14 protein-coding genes are annotated in these 18,713 nt (G+C 44.6%); 6 read left to right on the forward strand and 8 right to left on the reverse strand.

The window, feature by feature from the left end; translation table 11 throughout:
• Window positions 1-101: 101 nt before the first annotated feature.
• The 3 genes from QJ48_RS07380 to QJ48_RS07390 all read left to right on the forward strand — a co-directional run bounded on the left by QJ48_RS07380 (window position 102) and on the right by QJ48_RS07390 (window position 4,218).
• On the forward strand, window positions 102-485 hold the full coding sequence (locus QJ48_RS07380) for a BlaI/MecI/CopY family transcriptional regulator (RefSeq protein WP_054973013.1): 384 nt from the start codon (window positions 102-104) through the stop codon (window positions 483-485).
• 49 nt (window positions 486-534) lie between these two features.
• A complete protein-coding gene (locus tag QJ48_RS07385) occupies window positions 535-2,811 on the forward strand; it encodes a M56 family metallopeptidase (protein WP_054972994.1) in 2,277 nt (758 codons plus the stop codon).
• Window positions 2,812-3,144: 333 nt separating this feature from the next.
• Window positions 3,145-4,218, forward strand: a complete 1,074-nt coding sequence (locus QJ48_RS07390; protein WP_054972995.1) for a hypothetical protein — start codon at window positions 3,145-3,147, stop codon at window positions 4,216-4,218.
• 68 nt (window positions 4,219-4,286) lie between these two features.
• On the opposite strand, the gene QJ48_RS07395 is transcribed toward QJ48_RS07390, so the two are convergent.
• Both QJ48_RS07395 and QJ48_RS07400 read right to left on the reverse strand, forming a co-directional pair.
• The gene (locus tag QJ48_RS07395; RefSeq protein ID WP_054972996.1) at window positions 4,287-5,330 is read right to left on the reverse strand and encodes an ankyrin repeat domain-containing protein; all 1,044 of its coding nucleotides are present in this window, start codon (window positions 5,328-5,330) and stop codon (window positions 4,287-4,289) included.
• A 30-nt stretch (window positions 5,331-5,360) separates the two neighbouring features.
• Window positions 5,361-5,732: a helix-turn-helix domain-containing protein gene (locus QJ48_RS07400; protein ID WP_054972997.1), complete on the reverse strand. Its 372-nt coding sequence runs from the start codon at window positions 5,730-5,732 to the stop codon at window positions 5,361-5,363.
• A 171-nt stretch (window positions 5,733-5,903) separates the two neighbouring features.
• On the opposite strand from QJ48_RS07400, the gene QJ48_RS07405 reads away from it, so the two are divergent.
• Window positions 5,904-6,488: an NAD(P)H oxidoreductase gene (locus QJ48_RS07405; RefSeq protein ID WP_054972998.1), complete on the forward strand. Its 585-nt coding sequence runs from the start codon at window positions 5,904-5,906 to the stop codon at window positions 6,486-6,488.
• A gap of 169 nt (window positions 6,489-6,657) precedes the next feature.
• Here the strand turns inward: QJ48_RS07405 and QJ48_RS07410 are convergent, their stop codons facing one another.
• Together QJ48_RS07410 and QJ48_RS07420 are read right to left on the reverse strand one after the other, a co-directional pair.
• A complete protein-coding gene (locus tag QJ48_RS07410; protein WP_054972999.1) occupies window positions 6,658-7,011 on the reverse strand; it encodes a helix-turn-helix domain-containing protein in 354 nt (117 codons plus the stop codon).
• 568 nt (window positions 7,012-7,579) lie between these two features.
• Complete coding sequence (locus QJ48_RS07420; RefSeq protein ID WP_054973001.1) at window positions 7,580-8,422, reverse strand: HNH endonuclease; 843 nt, start codon at window positions 8,420-8,422, stop codon at window positions 7,580-7,582.
• Between the two features lie 643 nt (window positions 8,423-9,065).
• On the opposite strand from QJ48_RS07420, the gene QJ48_RS07425 reads away from it, so the two are divergent.
• The gene (locus QJ48_RS07425; protein WP_054973002.1) at window positions 9,066-9,617 is read left to right on the forward strand and encodes a hypothetical protein; all 552 of its coding nucleotides are present in this window, start codon (window positions 9,066-9,068) and stop codon (window positions 9,615-9,617) included.
• 384 nt (window positions 9,618-10,001) lie between these two features.
• Here the strand turns inward: QJ48_RS07425 and QJ48_RS07430 are convergent, their stop codons facing one another.
• From QJ48_RS07430 to QJ48_RS07440, 3 genes are all read right to left on the reverse strand, one after another.
• Window positions 10,002-10,304 (reverse strand): hypothetical protein, encoded by a 303-nt coding sequence (locus QJ48_RS07430; RefSeq protein WP_157261553.1) that lies wholly within the window; start codon window positions 10,302-10,304, stop codon window positions 10,002-10,004.
• 157 nt (window positions 10,305-10,461) lie between these two features.
• Window positions 10,462-13,035 (reverse strand): hypothetical protein, encoded by a 2,574-nt coding sequence (locus tag QJ48_RS07435; protein WP_054973004.1) that lies wholly within the window; start codon window positions 13,033-13,035, stop codon window positions 10,462-10,464.
• Between the two features lie 562 nt (window positions 13,036-13,597).
• The gene (locus QJ48_RS07440) at window positions 13,598-13,963 is read right to left on the reverse strand and encodes a helix-turn-helix transcriptional regulator (protein WP_054973005.1); all 366 of its coding nucleotides are present in this window, start codon (window positions 13,961-13,963) and stop codon (window positions 13,598-13,600) included.
• Window positions 13,964-14,321: 358 nt separating this feature from the next.
• Here QJ48_RS07440 and QJ48_RS07445 point away from each other — a divergent pair, with 358 nt between their 5' ends.
• Window positions 14,322-14,759, forward strand: coding sequence for a RadC family protein (locus QJ48_RS07445; protein WP_054973006.1), 438 nt, complete (start codon window positions 14,322-14,324; stop codon window positions 14,757-14,759).
• Between the two features lie 67 nt (window positions 14,760-14,826).
• Here QJ48_RS07445 and QJ48_RS07450 read toward each other — a convergent pair whose 3' ends face one another.
• Window positions 14,827-18,711 (reverse strand): non-ribosomal peptide synthetase, encoded by a 3,885-nt coding sequence (locus QJ48_RS07450; RefSeq protein WP_054973007.1) that lies wholly within the window; start codon window positions 18,709-18,711, stop codon window positions 14,827-14,829.
• Between the last annotated feature and the right edge of the window lie 2 nt (window positions 18,712-18,713).

The following is an 18,713-nucleotide window of genomic DNA, read 5'->3' on the forward strand; positions in this document are numbered from 1 at the left end:
GAGTAAAAATAGCTCCCCCTTGACTTTTTTCATTTACACGCGTAAACTTTGATATAACGTTTACGGCCGTAAACAATAAGATATGAAAAAAGGTGAAGATGTTGACCAATTCCCCTCACATTACCGAAGCCGAAAGTGAAGTCATGAAGCTTCTATGGCAGAAAGAGCCTCTAACGGCGATCGAGATCATCTCCAAGTTAAAGGATCAAATGGACTGGTCGGACCAGACCGTCAAAACCTTCCTGAATCGGCTCCATAAAAAGAATGCGATCCGATTCGAAAAATCCGGCAGAAATTACTTATATTATCCACTGGTTTCCTACGACGAATATGTCAAAGCAGCGAACCGCTCGTTCCTGGATCGGATTTATAACGGGGCCGTGGGCATGCTGTTTGCGAAATTCCTCGAAGAGGAGAAGCTCTCCGAAAGCGAAATTGATCAGCTCCAGCAGCTATTGGAGAAAAAGAAAAGAGGCGGCAGCTAAGATCGGCGGGCGGCTTCTGCCATGAGGTTGTACGAAGGAGAACGAAATCATGAAACAGATCGAAACCGTTTTTTATCTCATGTTGACCGCATCTCTGGCATCCACTGTCATCATACTGCTGCTGCTCTTGATTCGGAAGCTGCTGTACAAACACCTGGGCCCCCGGATTTTTCATGTCCTGTGGTTTCTTGTGTTGATCAAGCTGCTTATTCCTATAGCTCCACAAAGTCCTGTCAGCCTCTTTAATCTGGTGCCGCACGGCATGCCGGATAAATCGTTTATGCCGAAATGGAATACGGAGCAGCCTCATTCTTCGGAAGCCGGATTTGAACCAAAGGTGGCCTTAAACCATAGCGAAGCGGCAAATTTGAATCCAGCTCCTATGCCGAAGCAGACGGAAGAGTCAAATACAATCGTACAGCCGCCCCCTGAAATGCATACTTATGAAAAAGATCGGGTCGAGCCGCAAACGATGCTCACGATCGGCTCGCTTGTATGGGTTGCGGGACTTCTGTCTTTGAGTATGTATTACCTGTTTGTTGCCGTGAGATTCAAAAGAATCGTTGGGACCTCCCGCAAGCTCGATAACCGCGAGGTGCTCTCCGTTCTGGAGGCGTGCAAGGGGAAGCTGGGCATCACCGCAACGATTCCCGTCTATGAGACCGATCGCCTCCATAGCCCATGCATCTACGGCTTGACGAAGCCGAGAATTTATTTGCCCGCGGATATCGTAACGATCGCCGATTCCCGTCAGCTTACGCACATCCTTCTGCATGAGCTTACCCATTACAAACGAAAGGACTTATGGTTCAATTTCCTGTGGACACTGACAGCCATGCTCCACTGGTACAATCCGGTGGTATGGCTTTCTATGAAAAAAATAAAGGCCGACCAGGAAGTCGCATGCGACGCGGGCGTACTCGAAGTGCTGGGGGAGCAGGAATCTTCATCCTACGGGATGACACTTCTTATGCTATCGCGGTTATTTGCCCGAAGCGCTTCTCCCCAAGCCAATCTTTCGCATTTTTTTGAAAACAATAAGGAAATGAAACGGAGAATTACCATGATCGCAAAATTCAAAAAAGGTACGTATAAACTGTCCGCGGCCGCGATTATCCTGGTTCTTGGCTTAAGCGCCGTCATCCTTACGAATGCTTCGAAGGGCGTGAAGAACGCCGAAGCAGACGCAGATTCCAAGCAGGGGAGCCCTTCCTCATTTAAAATTGAGAGACTGAATGACTGGGCTAAATGGTTCATCAATCTGGAGAGGGCAAATGATTTTGCCGGGTTTCCATTCAAAGTCCCCGATTATCTTCCTGACGGCTATCAACTGAGTGATATTGGAATTTACGAGAAGTTTGTGAATGGTACTCATAATCAGGTCATCATCGAGTTTGTATCAAATTTAGGAAAAGCTGATGAGAAACAATTCGAAGTGATCGCCTCCGAGGGAAATTTACTAAATGGGGCACTCTCCCAATTGTTGGAGGGGGATCAATCGAGGAGAACCCCGGGACCATCATGGGGCGCGGCACTACCCCGATCCTATATACAAGACGAGGTTACATATGCCGATATCAAAGGCGTTTTAGTAACAACCGTGCAAAAATACGAGCATCATGAACCGGAAATCGAAAAAACCTTCTTTTGGCGTGATTGGGATTGGCGTAATGTAGGAGTATACTACGGCATTCGATTCTATAGCGAAGATCATACCTCGGAAGGACTTCCTCTGAATCGGAGAAATATTTCGCAAGACGAATTGGAGAAAATTTTGCAATCTTTTAAATACCAGCAACAAATCCAACATGTCAGCTACGACGGAATATCGCATACGTTTTCGATCTATGGTGAAAAAGATTTGCAGGAAGCGGAAAAACTTCTGGGCTTTAAAGTGAAATTTCCGCTCACCCTGTCGAATAACGAACTTAAACTTGTAGCATTATACATGCGCAAGGCAGGAGCTACCCCCGGCTCCTTCAGATTTAACGTGAATGCGGTTGAAAATTTATACATTCTAACAGACAAATCCAAAGATGGCAGTCTCAAGGTTTATCAGAGCAAACTCCCGCTTATCAATGGTTCACAGTTGACGCTTATTCGGACTCTGAACATGAACGGTATCGATATTTCCGTCTATAGAGACGACAATTATGTCTATGGCGGACCCTCCTACCGCGGCGACGCCAACCACACAGATATCATAAACCGAACCTATTACTTATGGAAGCAGAATGACATTTATTATGCTGCCCGCTTAGACGATGATGAATTAAAGGGAAATCATGAAAAATTCATTAAAGCTTTCATACTCGCGCCTCAATGAGGCTGAGACCGCATGAGAAAGACCGGTAAAGGAGCCAGCCATGTAAAACGGACGGAGCGCAAGCGATGATCGAATTCCACATAGCTTGAACTGATGCAGGAGGGGCGAGGGGGCCCCCTCCTTTCTTTTCGCCGGCGGCGCTCAGCGAATAATTTAGCCGTCATTTGTGTACCGGTTCAGCTCATCGGGCCGATCTTCACCTTGCACGCTCGTCGATCAATGGCGAGGAGGAATGCCCACTCAGATGTCGAATGCTTCCAAAGTGGAGATCGAGAAATCTTCCGGCCAATACGTTAATACCAGTTGAATCCTATAGGAACGAGGAAATGAGCGATGAAGCTTCATTTGCTATATAACGAATATCTGAATCTAAAATTCAACAGGGGATTACCGTCCGTTCAAACGGACTGCTTTGAATACTCCCATTGTGAAGACGATAGCACAGAATTATTCTTCGTGGGTCGCGAGAATGAGCCGTTTATCGAGTGGACGTATGAATTACAGCCGAAAGATCCGAATTACACCGTAAGCCCGGACTGGAAGCCTGTGCTCTCGGCTTTTTTTGAACATCTGGATGTCTATGACGAACTGATCCTCTATTATTTGCTGTTTACGATCAACAAAACGATGTCCATTGTCAAGATCAATCCGTACAATGCCATGAATGATTTTATGAAGAACTATTGTTTTTTTCAGTTAGCTCAATTGTCGGATGCTGCCAGCTTGAACGATGAACAGAGACAGCAATTAAGAGACTTTTTCTTCTTTTTCTACCTTTATACTCACCCGGTGAATGAGGAGACCCTCTACTCCTTTTCATTCCGCGGGCAAGATTTGGTTCATACGAAAACCAATATCCATATGGAGCATTATTTTTCTGTATACCATGATTACTACAGCGAGCATCTCGACAAGTATAGAGATACATTATTCATCGCTCCGCATGAAATAAATGCCTGCAAACATCTTACGATGGAGTTGTTAAGGGCAATAGAGGGAAAATCGCCCAAGCTGGCCATGCCTCCGGAAGAAGGATTGGAAGATGTATTACGGCTAATCAATGACGTTGATTATTTGATCCATAGTTACTCCGAAAATAAAACAACGTTATTCGGGATGATGAGAGACTTTCTCTCTGACCATCGCTCTAACCCTTATCGCGAGCATTGTTTTCGTACGCTGCTTCAGAATTATGTTTGTTATATCCTTTATTTTAAGTTTGATGAAATTCATGATTTGGTGGATTACTTTAAAGGCACTCCGTCATGGTGCGAAACGATCATCAATAAAATCTTTACGGATGCCATCTTTATTCAGAAGATTATGAGGCAAAACCGTATAGATATTACCGAGTATAAGAATGTAGTCGAATTCTTCGACGAGGAGGCCCGAAGGATCTATCTGTGATCAGCTTTACGGGCCTATCGGCGAAACATGCGAAAGGAGCCTGCCAGCGGCAGCTCCTTCACAACATGTTAATCCATCATATGAAGAATGGCTTTGTTTACACATGCTTTGGCTAAATCCACAGCTGTCTTCCCGTCTCGATCTGTAGCATGAATGTCCGCGCCATATTCTAATAGCATTTCAATCGCGGCAACATTTTCTCTCCCAATCGCTCGATGCAAGGCGGTTTGTTTACAATCATTTCTACCTGCAAGATCAGCTCCGTGATCCAGCAAAAATTTAATCCCGACAATGTTATTAACATCCGCAAAGTTATGTAGAGGAGGGAATGGCTTCCTTTCCTGGTTCACCTCGCAGCCCAACCTTAGAATATCTTCCAGTAGAGCTTCATCTTTACAATCAAGAGCAATCCCGAAACCCTTCTTATTGACCTCTTTTTGATAAACATCCGGAAATTCCAGACGAATATAATTCACAATATCGCTTGAGTGTTTAAAAGCAATTTCAAGAGGGGTTTGAGTCAGAGAACGTTTTCCTACGTTGGCCCCCTTCTCGGCCAATAGTCTAAATGCCTCCAAATTATCGTGTTTACTGCAAAACTGCAATGAAGTGCCGCTATATTTAAGAACTTTGTCCAAATCGGATTTGCTCGCGTGGGTGACCAGCTCTTTAATTTTCTCCATGTCATTCATATAACACGCAAACACCAATGTATTCTTAATTTTCTCCGCCTTCAACGATTGCTGTAAGATTTCTTTTCTTTCCTCTTCCTTCGGTTCCAACCCATATTTCTGGAAAATGATTAACTCAAAGGCGTCCGTATCAAAAAGCTCAGGATTCGTATCGTTCACAAGGCCATGCTCAACTAATTTGCCAGCGTCGACTTTGATACAAAGAATGCCCTTTCCCAGCATGAGTTCCTCAATTTCGTCCATATATTTATCAAAAAGAGCAACAGTGGTGTGACCATCATAGGAAACTTCGTTTTCGAAAATGGGAAAATATCCGCTCGTAAACGAATTCTCCGTGCCTAAAATTAAATAGGTATACGTTTTTTCACTTAGCATAGGTTCGTTGATAATCGCGTCTACTAAATCAGCAAGGTTGTTCATCTGTTTAGGCCTCCATGTCTTTTCACGATTTTAAGCATTTTTTGAGCGTTCCGAGCAGGTGGACTTCCATTCACGTTGACGGATATATTGCTCGCCCCACTCGCTCAATTGGTCTAGTATGGATTTCAACGAGATTCCTAATTCACTCAGTTCATAGACCACTTTCGGCGGCACTTGATTATATACCGTTCTAATGATGATGCCGTCTTCCTCCAGCTCCCGAAGCTGCTGAGTTAACATTTTTTGCGTAATCTCGGGAATGGCTTTTTTTAATTCGCTCGTTCTCTTCGGCCCGGGGCCGCAGTTTAAATGACATAAAATCAGCAGTTTCCATTTCCCCCCTAAAACCTCCAAAGTCGCTTCCGCGGGGATGTTAAACGTCCGTGTTGCCTGCCTTTCCATGGGATCACCATCCTCTCGCCGGGTCTTGGGTATAGTTACTTTTCGGTGCCTATATCACTGTTTGGTGCTTATAGCACATAAAAGTGCGTTCTTCCCTTTTTTCCCAGTATAATAGATAATTTCATCATACCTCATTGGAATTAAAAAGTTGAGAGATGGAAGGTGAAGTCGATGAAAGTCTTGACCGTTGTATCGCACCCCAGGGTGAATTCCTTAACCTTTTCTGTTGCAAACAGATTTCTGCAGGGACTCGCTGATGCGGGTCACAAAACGGAGATGCTGGATCTGCATCGCAGCGGCTTTAATCCCGTGTTGTGGGAAGCGGATGAACCGGATTGGTCATCCGATCGCAAGATCTATTCGCCTGAGGTTGAGGCCGAAATGGAGCGAATGAAGAAGTACGATGCTCTCGCCTATATTTTCCCGATCTGGTGGTTCAATCTACCTGCTATGCTCAAGGGATATATCGACCGGGTATGGAATAATGGTTTTGCGTACGGCTCCAATAAATTGCATCATAAACAAGTACTGTGGCTTGGTTTGGCCGCAGCTCCGAAAGAACTCTTTGAGAAGAGACAGTACGACAAGATGCTGTCCCAGCATCTGAACATCGGAATCGCCGATTACTGCGGGATCTCTAATAGCCAGGTTGAGATATTATATGACACCTTGGATTCAAGGCCGGAAATTTTTGAGAATCTCCTGATGCGAGCTTACCATCTGGGACTACATTATGACAACGATTCGGGGCAGTAACATGCGTCTTTTCATGCACGCGCAGAAAAATCTGTGGTTTGCTCGAACGCAAAAAGGACACGACCGTTGAAACGAGTTGTGTCCTTTTTGTTGTAATGGCTTCATTAATATAAATGAATATGACATCATGTATCCACCTTCTCTGAAGCCGAGTAGATCACGATGTCATTTATCTTCCATTTTTAGCATCCTTACTTCGCTTTTCCTTGAGCAATCTGTACATTTCCAGACTATCCTTTAAGTGTCCGGCTTCATCTGTAGTCAAGTCTTCCGGTTCCCCATCAATAATCAGTCGGTTTATCTTTTTCTTGTCCCCGGGTTCGTTCAAACTTCCTACCAAAAGCCAATCAATCGACACGCCATACAATTGCGCAAGCTTCTGCAGCACTTCGTTATCGGGTTGCGATCTATCATTTTCATACTTGGATATTGTGGTAAAATCGATCCCGATTTTTTGGGCTACTTGCTCCTGTGTCAACTGCTTTCGATTTCTGGATTGTTTTAACCGCTCTCCGAAAGTCATCGGCCCCACCTCTGAGTTCAAGTATACGAAACTTGAACTTTCTTCAACATAAATTTGACGATAATTCAATTTTTATTTATAATATTGAAGTATCATCAAGTTTCGCTTGCAATAAAAAATTGTATTGGAGATGGTACTATGATTTATCTTACTTGGTTTGGAATCATGGGTCTCATTTCATTAGTTCTTATTATGATCTATAAATTTCAAGCCCGAAAAAAGCCCCAAATTAAAATTATATGGCTACTTCCCGACGAATCAATTCACGAAACGACCGTGCAGAGCATTGAGGAAATTATACCTTTACTACACTCCGTGCAAAAAATTAGCATCCATAACCTATCATATCGCTACAGGGAATCCGAGCTCATGATTGATGAAGATGGTTTTAGTCTGGCGGTATCACTTAAGTGATGCTGCTTTTTCATACCCATAGCAACGCTTGGGCCTAACTTGATTTCACTAATAGCTCGTGGATCCAGAATAAACTCTCCCCAGCAATATACGGTGCGATGTGATGGAGCATATGGAACGATTCACACGGGGGTTTTATAAGTTATTAGTTGGACTATTCTTGATCGCCAGTTGGTAAATTCCAATAAGGTATATCATATGAACTTGTTGTACTGCTGTAATGTCTTTTTTTATTGTTACACTTATTACAGAGAATTTGAAGATTGGAGGGATCATTGCTTCCGTGTTTATCCAAGGGGACTATATGATCCATATCAGGGTCGATACCTAAAAAAAGGTCTCCAGAGAGTGGGTTGCGACAGATCGTGCAAACACCCTTATCTCGAAAAAACACTCCTCTTTTTAACCAAACCGGCCATGAAGACATGCGTTTTATTTTTCCAGTTTCCGAGATGAATTCTGAGTGCAATTGATGTAGGTGAGCTTTGTCTCTAACTATATACTCCGCAAGTCTTTCATGGAAATCACGAAGAAAATGTTTATTCAACATCAGTACATGAAAAGCTGAGTGGATAATGTTGGGTTTAAGTTCATCTATTTTTTCTTGGATCCAGTCTACATAAGCAATAAGCTTCCTGCAACTCTTACAGTTTTCACAGAAGCCATGCCTCTCGATATATTCAAAATTAGGAATGATTTTAGATGGAATCCTAACATCGAAATCTTTCAAAGTGTTCTCATAAAAAACAAAAATCTCTTGACTGTAATCGCTATTTCTAAAATCTTCGATTACACTTGAATTATTAGAAATACACCATAAGTACTCGTGAAGTATTGTTTCTTTCTCTGATTTAAATAGTTTATGCGGAAACTCATCACGAATTGCTTCCCAAAAATACTCAAAATCCCAATAATCACCATAAAAATCTTGGATTGCATTGCTTACTAGATGTATGGAGTCTGAGTATGAAAATCGTTCGTGTTTTATGTGTCGCATTAAATATCTCCTATAACTTTTTTCCATTGTGCTCAGGAAGGGTGCAGGCAATATAAACCTCAGACATCAATTCAATTCCACACGGTGCGTAGCATGAAATATTTGTTCATCGTTCAAAGTACTATGATTGTTTCCTGACTGGCTTTCCAATTATTGAATCTATCAATTGAATGCCATGTACATGAATATCTATCATGCAACTAAAAATACTCGTCGTAAGTCCTTAAACGAATAATTGCTTATCAGAGAATGAACAACTGATTTCAGGACTTGCGAGTTCCAATTTTTACATTCGCATAAATAAATTAATTTAGGTGTTGTCGTAGCATCCCGATAAATACATCAACATTTGTAGACCCTCTAACAAGTTCAATATTCTTTCTTTTTTAGTCTTCATTTATAAAATCAGGACCCTCTCTTCTCTGTATGGAAAATCAATCAGTGGACTGATTCTCTACATATACCATCAATCTTGTAGGGTATCGAAATATAGTATCTGTAACCTTCAATTTGCCCCCGCTTTTCCAAAAAATATATATTCCTTATCTTCAGTAGCAATTTCCTATAATCGGAATTACAAGTTGAATATCGTGAACTTATCACATACAATTAAATATATTCCAAATATAGGGAGTGTTGCAATATGGGGCTTAATTTCTTAAATCTTGACCAAGAAACACGGCGATATATGGTAGATGAGTTGGAGTACGATCTTGAAAATGGAACGGTTTATTTCAGTTCTAGATTAAATCCAACTGGTAAGGAAAGGTATGTTGAAACCCTTAGAACATCATTACTCAATGGGGATGATGTTTCCCTTGCAAAAGAGATAAGAAATGGATACCTAAATGTAACGGAACAAAGAAGAACCAAAAACGGTTATACGACAGCACGTGTTCCTATTACAGCAGCCGATACTTTAGCAGAAGGAGAGTTTAATCGATACTATATTAGGGCATTATGTAGGCGGGCTATTAAAGAGTCAAAATATAAAATTGTTGTATACAGGGCCAAAGATGCCTCTGATCCTCGTCCTGCCTCCGAAGCTAAGATAGGTGAAAGTTTCGAACCTAATCATTTGTTGAAAGACTTAAGAGAAAACATCGGTGTTGATACAGGATTGGGCCTGCCTCCTGGTCCAAACTCAGGACTAAGTGCAAAGTTAGTCGATACCTCACAAGAAACTACTGCTTAATATACTTTTGATTTCGCATTAACAGGCATGAAATACAGTCCGTTCTTCCTCTCTTCTTTACTTTCTTCTTTACTTTCTTCTTCCTCTCCCGAAAAAATTAAACCATGAAGTCGAAAACGGCTCCGGTGAGGTGAAGAAAATGTCCAACATACTCGAAATCCACGAACAATTTGTGCTGGAAGAAGATCAACTGGTCAAGCGGACTGAAGTAAAACCAACAAAGATTAAACGCGTGACAAGGCCATCCTTTAGAGAATGGCCTTTCTTAGATACATCGTGCACTATTGTACAAGTAATGTTAATTATTCAGACTCTTGAGAATTATCTTTAATGCAAGTTGTAGTTTTATGTCCTCTCTAAGCTTTTCCTCCAACTTTCTGAAGATCACTGTCGAATTTGTTTTAAAGAAAACCCTTCAATTTCTATTTTTAAATTGTATTCTTCCCATAAAAAAAATTCATGTTCTGAGCTTTTAACAACCATTTTATTCATTTGAAAAGCATTGATTATTTCATCTCGCAATCGGGATTCGCCTAGACGTAAGTATCGTTGGAGTCTGACAGGGAGTCCATCTATTTGATAAAACTGTTGTATGAACTCAAATGGAGCAAAATGATAGTACTCGATTCCTTTAATGTCTATAACTTCTCCATCTTTTAAAAACGCAACCGTAAGGTTTCGTTCCAAAAAATTTAGCGCCATTGTTCCTAGATTATTATGAACAATATAATCTGATCGGCACAGCTGGGAAATTGATTCTTCTATTTCTCGGTAAAACAAACGGCAATATGCGGACTTGGCGAGGTCATTCACGCGATATTGAATTGCCCTCGCCTCCTCTAATTTATTGACCTTTAAGTTCCAATGTAATTTTATTCGTCGGCAATGTTTTATATTCTGCTAGATGTTCATCCAAAGCTTTTCGTAGCACATTATCTATCGATGATACCGTAACTTGCTCAGCCATTAATGCTTTAAAGAGGTCCCTGTAGAATATCTTGCGCGAATTGTTTAATTTTACAGAGTGCTTGCAGAAATTATCGTATAGATAACAGAGCACTTTTACATCCAAAAAAATTGCTTGCGTATCATAACTATCATCAAGATGTTGGTAGAAGTGTTCGCTCATGGTCTTGAAGTTATTTTCCCTAAATTGGTTAGATATAAATATATGACCACTTAATTGATGGTGATCACTAAACGCCCTAATATAATCATTCTGATTCAAAGTGTTAACATATTGCACTGCTTTTCTTTGTTCACTGATATTTAAATCATATCCCTTACCGTTTGTATTAAGCTTACAATCATAAGAAAATACCTTTTGGTATACCTTATTTTCTTTATCATCTCTAAATGAAACCGTAAAAATACCTTCTGGTACCTCTTGACCGGACATTTCTTTGCCCCACTTTTCAGCATTAGGGAAAATGTCCTTTAGCATTGCGTATACATGGTCTTCAAACATTTTATCGGTATACTCTTTCTTACTTAATTTTTCTTCAGAAAGATTTGAAATAGCATGAAATGCAGCATTTGCCGTTGCTGAAATAAATGTCTTAGTTCGTCGTTCTAAGGTTTCATAAATTTCATCCAAAAATAACGAGAACTCCTGTTCCCCTTTTATATATATTTTACCAAAGTTTGCAGGCTCCACGCAACTATAATCACTATAATTAATCATCCGTTCTTGTTGACCAATTAAAATTAATAAAGTGGGTTTCATCTGTCTATTTAAATACTTAAGCGCACTTTTTTGTAGAGATTTATCAGCAAAAACCAACTGTAAATGTTTTTCTTCATTTCGTATAGTTGTTAAATGCATACATTTTAGCTTAGTAGATCCCAAGTTCAGTTCGTTCTCCCTACTTACGAACCATACAGTATTTCCAACTTTAATACGCTCTTTTATAAATTTATAAACTTCGTTTATATTAGCATTTAAGACAGAACCAACTTTGGTTATAATTTGCTGCCCATCACAACTGTCACATTCGTTTGGAACATCTTTGGGATCCTCATAACTATAATCGATTCGGCAATTTGCACAATAGAAGTATTTAGTGACACTTTCCTCAAGAATCTTCTGATCTTTTAAGGTAGCTATTATAGAGCGTTCATATGGACTAGGCTTCTCTACACTGGAAGCCGCTAATAAATAATCAACTTTATCCGCTTTTCCCTCTTCAAAATGTTCGTTTGAAATTTCTCTGTATAACGGTACCCCAAACTTCTCAATAAACTTTTTTTCTATTGCCTTTTTGCTTAATTGATCCAGGTTACTATCATCCATAGAAAAAATCACATTACCATTTTCCAAAATTGTCGACTTTATTACACGGCTTCCTTCGCTAGATTTAAAATGCATACTTTCCAAATCTTTAAGACTTTCAAGGTTAACCACTCCTTGAGCATGTGCCTCCTCAACCGAAGGCCAAATATCTAAATCATCTAATTCTAGTGTAACTTTGGGTGAATTTTTCAAAGGACTGTTACGAAACCTTATTTTAAAGATAGTAAAATCCCTTACCGGCTGGCCAATGGCCGTTGTACTCGAACCCTTTATAATAGTATTTATAAAAACTTCTTTTTTATACTCCGTAAATACTTCAGTTTGAACCTCACTCAGAGGTGATCCAAGCGTTTGCTCTAAATATTTTCTAATAGAAGTTTCTTCTGTAGTTAACGCTTTAATTTCCACTGTTTTCTTTTCAACATCAATTAGAAATAATGCAGGAGAGACTTCTCTATTTCTTGGAGCAGTAACAAAATCCGGCCGCGGTGCATCACTTATTAAACGATAAAGAAGAATCAAAACTTTGTTATTAACAGTTGAACTAGAAAAAACTCTATAGTAGTTCTTGTTACCTGAACCTTGGAATAAAGTATCTCTGAGTCGTACATGAAAATTGTATTCTCTTGCTATGTTATGAGCTACAGAAGAAGATATAGCTTTATCGAAAACGAAAAGTTTACCAGATGCCCTGTTATCCCAAAGATACCAAGTGAAAATTTGAATAAGATGAACTGGATTAGTTTTGTAAAGATGAAGTAGCTTTGCCAAAGAAGACTTTGTGTACTGAGTTTCTTCTAGTGTTAAATTATCGTAATATGTATAAATGGTCTTCTTTTTTCTATTCGAAAAATCGTGTAAAAACAGGATTAGGTGTCTCTGCTCCAGTGGAAGTGAGCGTAGTTGATCTTTAATGCTTTCTTCATCATCTCTTATAGCTATATCATATAATTCACATAACTCTAATAGTGCGGGCATTTTAAATGAGGCTAGCATAGCCTTTATTCTAGCACTCAATAAAATTGACTCTGTTTCAGTAATCGCATCACTTTTAACGCCTATTTCTCTCCAGAAACCATTATCAACTTTATTAGCATCATGATACTGAGAATTTAGAATATGCAAGTTTTTCACCCCGTATTACATAAATTGAGAAATATTATACTACATATTTCCACAAAAGGAGCCTTTATTCCTGCGTAAAAAGACCTAACTCGACAAAAATATATTTTTTAACCCTTCGTCATACTCCTTAACCAAATATTCCCTTCCAGATTTTCCAGTAAGGGTCACCATAAGGCAGAGTGGTTTCCGAATAGAAATTACTTTGCCTAATGATTTCGTATTTACTCCCTCGCTAACGGGCTCACCAACAACAACTCGCGGAATGTGTTCCCCCTTGGACGATGCTTATGTTTGTGCGGCGAAACGGGGAGTTTAAAGCTTGCCATCAGGCTATTCGTCGTTATTTGTTGTAAGGTTCTGCGTGCATTATCTTAAATGCGCAGTACCTATTCCAGCGGCAGATAATATCCTTTATCCCAAAAACAAAGCTACACTTCGACAGGAAACCAAGTTCACGCCGTATTGTATTATTCATATCTTGGTCAATTTCACCCGCATATCTTATAAACTACAACAAATCCAGCCCCTAAACGGTGCTGGATTCTCTTTTGCCGTAAACTTCTTATTCCCACTTACCCTGCTGCTTCCGATAAGCAGTAAATTCAATATACTCACGGATAAACGCCTTTTCATCCTCCGAAAGCTCATGAACGGAGCCGACAACCGCTTGGAGCTTTTCTCCCAACGAGTCACCCTCTTTTGTGGGTCGGTCTTTACCAGTAACAAGCCAATCCAAGGTGACTTTAAAATACTCCGCGACTCTAACGAGCTTATGGATGTTAGGCGTGGACCGTTCACTTTTCCAATCCCCCATGTTGCCCGAGCTGATTCCCATTTCCTTCAGAAAATCACTCTTAGGAATGTTGTTGGCTTCAATCAAATATTCAATACGTTCGACAATTTCTTTTGAGGACACGAATTTTTCCATAGGTACACCCTTTTATAGTAATTAACTCGTAAATACGAAAAATATATTTACTTTCTCGTAAATACGAGTATAATTGGAAATGTGCAGTCTTTTTCTCTCCCAATTATACCACATCTAGGTTGACTTATTAATGTGCGAGGAAATAGCGATAAAGAAGGTTTCACAACCACAGCCTTAGTCACAACCTCATTGAAGTAAGCACCTAATAGACTTTAACATACTTGACGTAATTACGAGCATTAACGGATCAGTCGCCTTTAAATCTTTTTATGAAATACAACGGCTAACTACATTTTCATTAGAAAGGTTGCTTCGAGAAAATGAATTTAATCACCACAACCACTCAAGGTCAAACGCCATGAAACGGCTCAACGTAATAAGCTTACGCATGGTTCGCGAATCGACATACCCTTATAAAACCGACAAAATCCGTTGCCCCGAGGATGCATTTAAGCTCGTAACCGAGTACTTAAGCGACGTCGACCGCGAATACTGCCTGCTCATCTGCCTAAGCATCAGAAACACAATAACCGCGCTCGAAGTCGTCTCCATCGGTACTCTCGATGCGGCACTCGTCACGCCGAGGGAAGTGTTCAAATCCGCCATATTAAGTAATAGTGCCAGCATCATTCTAGCGCATTCTCATCCGAGCGGGGATACGTCACCGTCACAGGAAGACTTAGAGCTGACCGAACGGGTGAAAAACGCCGGAGAAATCCTCGGCATCGAGCTGCTGGACCATATCATCGTCGCGGACGGAAAGCATTTCAGCCTACGGGAAAACGGGCTCATGTAGCCCGTCCCACGCAAAAAAGAAAACCCGCACCGGAATGAAATTCCGATGCGAGCCTTCAACCCTGCATCTACCGCACAACCGCCGAACCCAGAATACCCTTGATAATCTCCACATTCGCTTCCATATGCTCGGGGTCCAGCATCCGTTCGTGTCCCCCGACGCCCTGATAATACGCCACCCTGCCCGAAGTGGCCCCTTGCCAATTCCGGTACTGTTGATCAGCCTCATCCTTCGGGGGATGACGAAGCTCGTCCTCCGGCTGCGTGGAATGAACGACATGCAGGTCCGCATGGACCGTGCCGATATTATCCAGCAAATAAATATAGAACGAATATTGCTTCAAGCGCTCCAGATCTTGTTCGTTGATGCGAAAATTTTTATAGAACTCGCGAATCACGGGGGTGGCGATATACCTCTCCCACATCGCTTGCAGGTCTTCGTCGGTCACGGGCTCCGGCTCGGTCTTCCGGTAAGCGTCCAGCATGATCACATCGGATACACGGTACCCGGCCGCCTCCATCGCTTTGGTCGCCTCGAACGCCAGATTCCCTCCGGCGGAGTACCCCAGGAACGTATAATCGCCTTCCCTCTGCGCAGCGGAGATCAGCTTCACATAGCGCTCCATCCGGTCGGGATGATCGATATAATCCAGCGCATAGATCGTGCAGTCGTCCATCTGCTTGGCGAACTCATAGTACGCGATCCCGAGACCGCCCATCGGCGGGAAGCAGAAAAGCGTTTTGCGACGCTCCTTTTTGTTCAAGCGTACGATAGGTTGAGGCTCCGCCTTGCTGTTATCCATCAAAAAGGCGGCCATGCCCCGGATCGTCGACGACTCCAAAATGACGTGCAGCGGAAGCTCGGCCCGATAGTCGTGCTGGACCCGCGACACGAGAAGCATCGCATGGAGCGAGCTGCCGCCCGCTTCGAAGAAATCGTCCGTGACGCCGATCTCCGGCCTCTCCAAAATCTCCCTGCACACGGCCGCCAGCCGATGCTCCCACGGATTGCTCGGGACGGCCTGCACCTGCGCCTCCGCCGATTCCCGAGCCGTCGCGTCGGGCTGCGGCAGCACCCGGCGGTCGATTTTGCCGTTGGACGATAGCGGCATCTCGCTGAGCTCCGTATAATGAGACGGCGCCATGAAAGCCGGCAGCCGTGCCGCGGCAAATGCCTTAAGCTCTTCCGCAGTGACCGGGGCGGCCGAAACGTAATAGGCGCACAGCACGGTGTCGCCGCTCGCCCCGTCCCAGGCCGTCACCGCCGCTTCGCTCAGCCGCTCATGGCTCCGCAACACGCTTTCAATCTCTCCGAGCTCGACGCGGTAGCCCCGGATTTTGACCTGCTCGTCTTTTCTTCCCATATATTCCAGCCGTCCGTCTGGCAGCCAGCGGGCTAGGTCTCCCGAGCGGTACATGCAATCCCCGGGATGGAACGGATCGTCCGCGAACGACGCAGCCGTCCGCTCCGGGAGATTCAGGTAGCCTCTCGCCAGCCCCCGGCCCGCGATCCACAGCTCGCCCTTCACACCAACCGGGACCAAGCCGCGGTCGTCGTTCAGTACATAGACGCGGGTGTTCGGCAGCGGCTTCCCGATAGATAAGGGTCGATCCGGCACAACGTTCCGCTCCAGCGTCGTCACGATGCTGTTCTCCGTCGGACCGTATTCGTCTACCAGCTCGATATGCGGGAACTGCTCCCTGCTCCGCTTCACCAGCTTGGCAGGCAGCCGCTCCCCGCCCAACGTCACCACGCGCAAGGAACGGGCGTCCGCCTCGCCGAGACATTCGACCAGCGCCGTATAGACGCTGGGCACGCAGTCGAGATGCGTCACCTGCCGGTCGCGAATATGATCGCGGAGCGCCAGCGGATTCCGCGCTTCCTCATCCGTGGCCAGCATCACCGTCGAACCCGACAGCAGCGGGGTGAACAAGCAGGACAGGAAGGCGTCGAACGCATACGAGTACAACTGCAGCACCCGGGCCGTCCCGTCGAACGGGTATTCCGCCCGGCGGGCCAGAACCGTATTGACCGCTCCCCGGTGCTCGATCAGGACGCCTTTCGGCTTTCCAGTCGTCCCAGAAGTATAGATGACGTAAGCCAAATGGCGGCTCTCCGAAAGCGACAACAACTCCTCCCGGTCGGCGCGGTCAAGCTCCGGGTCCCCGAGATCGATGCATTCCCCGGCAAAAGAAATCTCCCCCAGCGGCGAAGTCGTCAGCAGCAGCTTCATACCGCTGTCGGCGATCATATAGGCTTGCCGGTCGGCCGGATAGTCCGGCGGGATCGGGACGAAGGCCGCGCCCGCCTTCAAGATGCCAAGCATGCCTGCGATCATCTCCACGGAACGTTCGGCGCGCAGGCCGATGCGGTCGTCAGGCTGCACCCCTTTGCGCCGCAGCACATGGGCCAGTTGATTGGAACGCTCATGCAGCTCGCGGTACGTCAGCGTGCGAGTGCCGCAGATCAAGGCCGGGTGATCCGGCGTCTTGCGGACCTGATCCGCGAAGCAGGCATGAAGCGTCCGATCCGCCTGCTCGTACCGGACCGACTGGAAAAAATCTCCCAGCAGCTTCCGCTTATCCTCCGGCGTCAGCACCTCGATCCGGTCAACGGGCACCGTTTCGTCCGTCATGATCTGATCCAGCACGCCAATGAATTGGTCCTTGAGCTGCTCCATCAGCCACGGCTCATACAGCGATGCGTTGAAGTTAAACTTCATGGCGGCATCCTGCGGATAAACGTAGATATTGAACTGCTCCGTCTCCTCTTCGGCGCGAATATCCGCGAACTCGAAGCCCAAGCCGTCCTTCGACTCGACATTGTCCACGTACCTCCGGTCGAAGGGGAAATTTTCGAAGATCATCAGATGATCCAGTTGACGATGCTTCACATCCGTGGCCTGATTCATCTCCTGCAAGGGGACAAAATCGTACGCCTTCGACTCCAGCGCTTGCCGCTGCACCTGTTTGAGGCATTCGGCGAAGGGCTGTCCGGGCTGCAGCCGGATACGAACGGGGATCGTATTGAGAAAAAGTCCCACCATCTCCTCGATCCCCTTCACCTCGGCGGGCCTTCCCGACACGATGGAGCCGAACACGACGTCGTCGCTCTGCATGTACTGCCGGAGCACGATCGCCCATGCCGCCTGGAACACCGAATTGATCGTCGCCTGACAGGCTCTGGCGAGCTGCTGAAGCCGATCCATCCGGGCTTGGCCCAGCTCCGCGTTGACACTCATGACCACTGGCTTGACCGCTGGCTTGCCCGAAGGGTCCGAAGCGGAAGAATGGGCCTGCGCGATTACAGGAAAACCGCCCCGGGACCGCTCCAATCCGACCAACGTCTTTTGCCAATAAGCAATTCCCGCTTTCTTATCCTGTCTCTCCAGCCATTCCTGGTAATGGCTGTAAGGGGACGATTCCACGGTCACAGGCTCCCGCTTGTCTTGCAGCAGGCGGTAATTGTCCAGCAGCTCCTGGAACACCCGGGAGAACGACCAGCCGTCCAAAATAATATGGTGGTTACACCAGATCCAGCGGTACTCCTGCGGACCTGTCCGGAACACGGCCATTCGGACGAGAAGATCTTTACTGAGGTCGAAGCCCCGCGCCTTGTTATCCTGCTTCCATTGGCGCAGATGCGCCTCCTGCCGTTCCTTCGCCAGCTCCGACACGTCCTCGAAATGCAGGCGGAATTTCCGCTCCTTTATCACCACCTGCAACGGACGAGGCAAATTGTCGTGAACGAATACCGTTCTCAGGATATCGTAGCGCTTCACGAGGGCGTCCATGCTTTGCTCCAGCCGGGAGACGTCGAGCTCGCCCCGCAGCACCGCCTCGATCTGTACAAAAGAGTGCCGGGACTCCTTATCCGAGAGCCAGAGATAATACATCCCTTCTTGCGAAAGAGCCAGCGGGTAGATTTTTTTAATTTTGTCCTTGGAATTCATAG

The organism is Paenibacillus sp. A3, from assembly GCF_001399685.1.
Taxonomy (GTDB): Bacteria; Bacillota; Bacilli; order Paenibacillales; family NBRC-103111; genus Paenibacillus_G.